Origin of the sequence: Nocardiopsis lucentensis DSM 44048 (genome assembly GCF_000341125.1) — a bacterium.
GTDB classification, from domain to species: domain Bacteria; phylum Actinomycetota; class Actinomycetes; order Streptosporangiales; family Streptosporangiaceae; genus Nocardiopsis; species Nocardiopsis lucentensis.
Map to the genome: position 1 here is coordinate 1,491 of NZ_ANBC01000116.1, position 3,183 is coordinate 4,673.

Annotated in this window: 3 protein-coding genes (1 of these 3 cut by a window edge); all 3 read right to left on the reverse strand. The window is 70.8% G+C overall.

Annotated elements, in window-relative coordinates:
• Window positions 1–1,455, reverse strand: the 5' portion of a protein-coding gene (locus D471_RS0103680; RefSeq protein WP_017597375.1) for a tripartite tricarboxylate transporter permease. Its footprint begins 102 nt before the window's first position; the window shows 1,455 of its 1,557 coding nt (coding positions 1–1,455); it begins with the start codon at window positions 1,453–1,455; its stop codon lies beyond the left edge, outside the window.
• A 28-nt stretch (window positions 1,456–1,483) separates the two neighbouring features.
• A complete protein-coding gene (locus D471_RS32895) occupies window positions 1,484–2,194 on the reverse strand; it encodes a tripartite tricarboxylate transporter TctB family protein (protein ID WP_152486211.1) in 711 nt (236 codons plus the stop codon).
• 14 nt (window positions 2,195–2,208) lie between these two features.
• A partial coding sequence (locus D471_RS0103690; RefSeq protein ID WP_017597377.1) for a tripartite tricarboxylate transporter substrate binding protein occupies window positions 2,209–3,183 on the reverse strand: 975 nt, incomplete at its 5' end.

Consider the following 3,183-nt stretch of genomic DNA (forward strand, 5'->3'; position numbering starts at 1 on the left):
CGCCCGCACCAGCGACGGAACCATCGACAGCACCGCCAGGGCGACGAGCCCCGCGGAGATCGGCTCGGTCACGAACACCGACCAGTCCCCGCCGGAGATCTGCAGCGCCTGGCGCATGGACTTCTCCATGAGCCCGCCCAGGATCAGCCCCAGGATCATCGGCGCGGCCGGGAAGTCGTTCTGCCGCATGAGGAACCCGATCACGCCGAACGCGGTCAGCAGGCCCAGGTCGAACACGCTGAAGCTGAGCCCGTACACCCCCACCACGCAGAATACGACGACCAGCGGGATCAGGACCGCCTTCGGCGTCTTCAACACCTTGGCGAACACCGGGATCAGCGGCAGGTTCAGCACGAGCAGCACCGCGCTGCCGATGTACATCGACGCGACCAGGCCCCAGAACATGTCCGGGTTGTCGGTGAGCATCAGCGGGCCCGGCTGCACGCCCAGCACCAGCAGCGCGCCGAGCAGGATCGCCGTCGTGCCCGAACCTGGCACGCCCAGCGTCATCAGCGGGACGAACGAGCCCACGGCGGCGGCGTTGTTGGCCGACTCCGGGGCGGCCACACCCTTGGGGTTGCCCTGCCCGAACGTGTCACCGTCCCTGGCGATGCGCTTCTCCGCCGAGTAGGAGAGGAAGGACGCCACGGTCGCGCCCGCGCCCGGCAGCACACCGGTGAAGAAGCCCAGGACACCCGAACGCAGCGTCGGCGGGGTGATCCGCGCCATCTCCCGCCCGCTCAGCCGGAGCGAGGTGACACCGCCCTGGGCTCCGCCCCGGCCGCGGCGGTTCAGCATCACGAACACCTCGGCCAGGGCGAACACGCCGAGCGCCACGATGAGGAACTCCACGCCCTCGAACAGTTCGGGAAGGTCGAAGGTGAACCGGGTGATCGCGGTCTGGGAGTCGATGCCCACGAGCGCGATCATCACACCCACGACCGCCGAGACGAGCCCCTTGACGAGGTTGCGCCCGGCCAGGGAGACCACGGCGGTCAGGCCCAGCACCATCAATGCGAAGTACTCGGTCGGGCCGAAGCTGACCGCGAACGAGGCCAGGCTGGGAGCGATCATCATCAGGCCGATGACGCCGATCGTGCCGCCCGTGAAGGACGACAGCGCGGCGATCGCCAGCGCCTTGCCCGCCTTGCCCTGGCGGGCCATGGGGTAGCCGTCGAACGACGTGGCGACGGTACCGGCCACACCCGGCGCGTTGAGCAGGATGGACGACGTGGATCCGCCGAAGATCGCCCCGTAGTAGACCCCGGCCAGCATGATGATCGCCGAGGTCGGGTCCATACCGTAGGCGATGGGGATCATCAGCGCGATCGCGCTCATCGGGCCCAGCCCCGGCAGGATGCCGATGACCGTGCCGGCGAGCACGCCGATGAAGACGAAGAGCAGGTTCTGCGGGGTGACCGCTACCGCGAACCCCTGGACGAGTTGATCGAGCATGGTGAGGGTGTCTTTCGCCTCGGTGGGGTCAGAACGGCAGCGGCCCGCTCGGCAGGACGACGCCCAGCCCCTCGGACATGGCCAGATACAGGGTCAGGGGCAGGCCGATCGCGACCGCGGCGGTCGCCACGTGGCGCCGGTAACCCAGGTAGACGGTCATCGAACCCAGGTACAGGGCCGTGGACAGGATGAACCCGAGGGGTTCGAACAGCGCCACGTAGACGATGAGCGCCCCGACGAACAGCGCGACCTCCAGGCGCGGGTCCTTCAGACGCCCCAGTGCGGCCGTGCCGGCGCCGGCGGAGTCGCCGCCCGGAGCGGCCGCGGGTTCCCTCCCGGCCTCGGCCGAACCGCCCTCCTCCGCGCCCGCCTCGTCGCCGGCCGTCACGTCGGCCTCCGGGGCCGCCTCGTCGTCCGTCGCGTCCGGGGTGCGTTGGAAGAACAGCAGCGCCGCCAGCACCAGCAGCACCACACCGAGCCAACGCGGCAGGGTGCCCGGCTGCACGGGGACGTTCACCGCCGTGTACTCGGGCACCTGGAAGGCGAGGACCAGGTAGCCGAGCGCGAACACGCCGAGCGCGATCGCCACCGTCCGGTTGCCGAACCCGAAGGTCCTCTTGTTCCCGGGGCCTGCGGTCGCGGCGAGGCCCTCGCTCCTGGCGGGGGCCTGGGGGGTCTGGGACCCCCCGAGGGGGCGGAGCGGGGCCGCCCCCTCAGAGCCCGTCTCACGCGGGGTCATGGTGTCCTCCGTCGTCACTGGAGCCCGACCTCGGTCAGGATCTCGGTGAACTCGGAGCGCTTCTCGTCCAGGAACGCCCCGAAGTCCGCACTGTTCTGGTAGGCGTCGGTCCAGCCGAGCGACGCCGACTCCTCCTGCCAGGCCTGCGTCTCCAGCAGGTCGGCGAACAGGTCCTCGTAGTAGGTGACCTGGGCCTCGTCCAGCCCCGAGGGAGCCATCACACCGCGCCAGATGTCGAAGGTGAAGTCGACGTCCTGGTCGAGGAGGGTGGGCACGTCCGCGATGGCCTCCACCGGCTCCGGAGAGGAGACGGCGAGCGCGCGGAGCTCACCGGCCTCGAGCATGCCCGCGGCCTCGCTGACACCGACGACCGCCGCGTCCACGTGTCCGCCGAGCAGGGCGGTCATGGCCTCGCCGCCGCCGTCGAAGGGCACGTAGCTGGCCGCGGCCGCGTTACCGCCCGCGGCGTCGATCGCGCCCGCCAGCGCGACGTGGTCCATGCTTCCGGGAGCGGAGCCGCCGCCGATGTTGGCGTCGCCCTCGTCCACCGTCTCGACCAGGTCGTCGAAGGTCTCCAGCTCCGAGTCGGCGGGAACCAGGTAGACGATGTAGTCGGTGGCCAGCCGCGCGATCGGGGTGAAGTCCTCGTGGTCGTACTCGGAGTCGCCCGCCATCGGCACCAGCAGGATGGGCGGGCTGGTCACGAACAGCTTCTGCGGGTCGCCCTCGTTGCCCGCGATGTAGGCCCAGCCGATCGCGCCGCCCGCGCCCGGCTTGTTGACCACCTGGATCGACTGGTCGACCAGGCCCTCCGACTCCAGCAGCCGGGCGCTCGTGCGAGCGAGCGTGTCCCAGCCGCCTCCGGTCCCGGCGGGGGCGGTGATCTCGATCGGGCCGTTCGGCTCCCACGTGCCGTCGGCGTTGGTGTTTCCACCGTCCTCACCTCCGCAGGCCGACAGGGCCAGCGGGAGGACGGCGGCGGCCGCGGC

Bases quoted from the DNA above. Each gene is read 5' to 3' on its own strand.
- D471_RS32895 (WP_152486211.1), bottom strand. From the start codon at position 2,194: ATGACCCCGCGTGAGACGGGCTCTGAGGGGGCGGCCCCGCTCCGCCCC.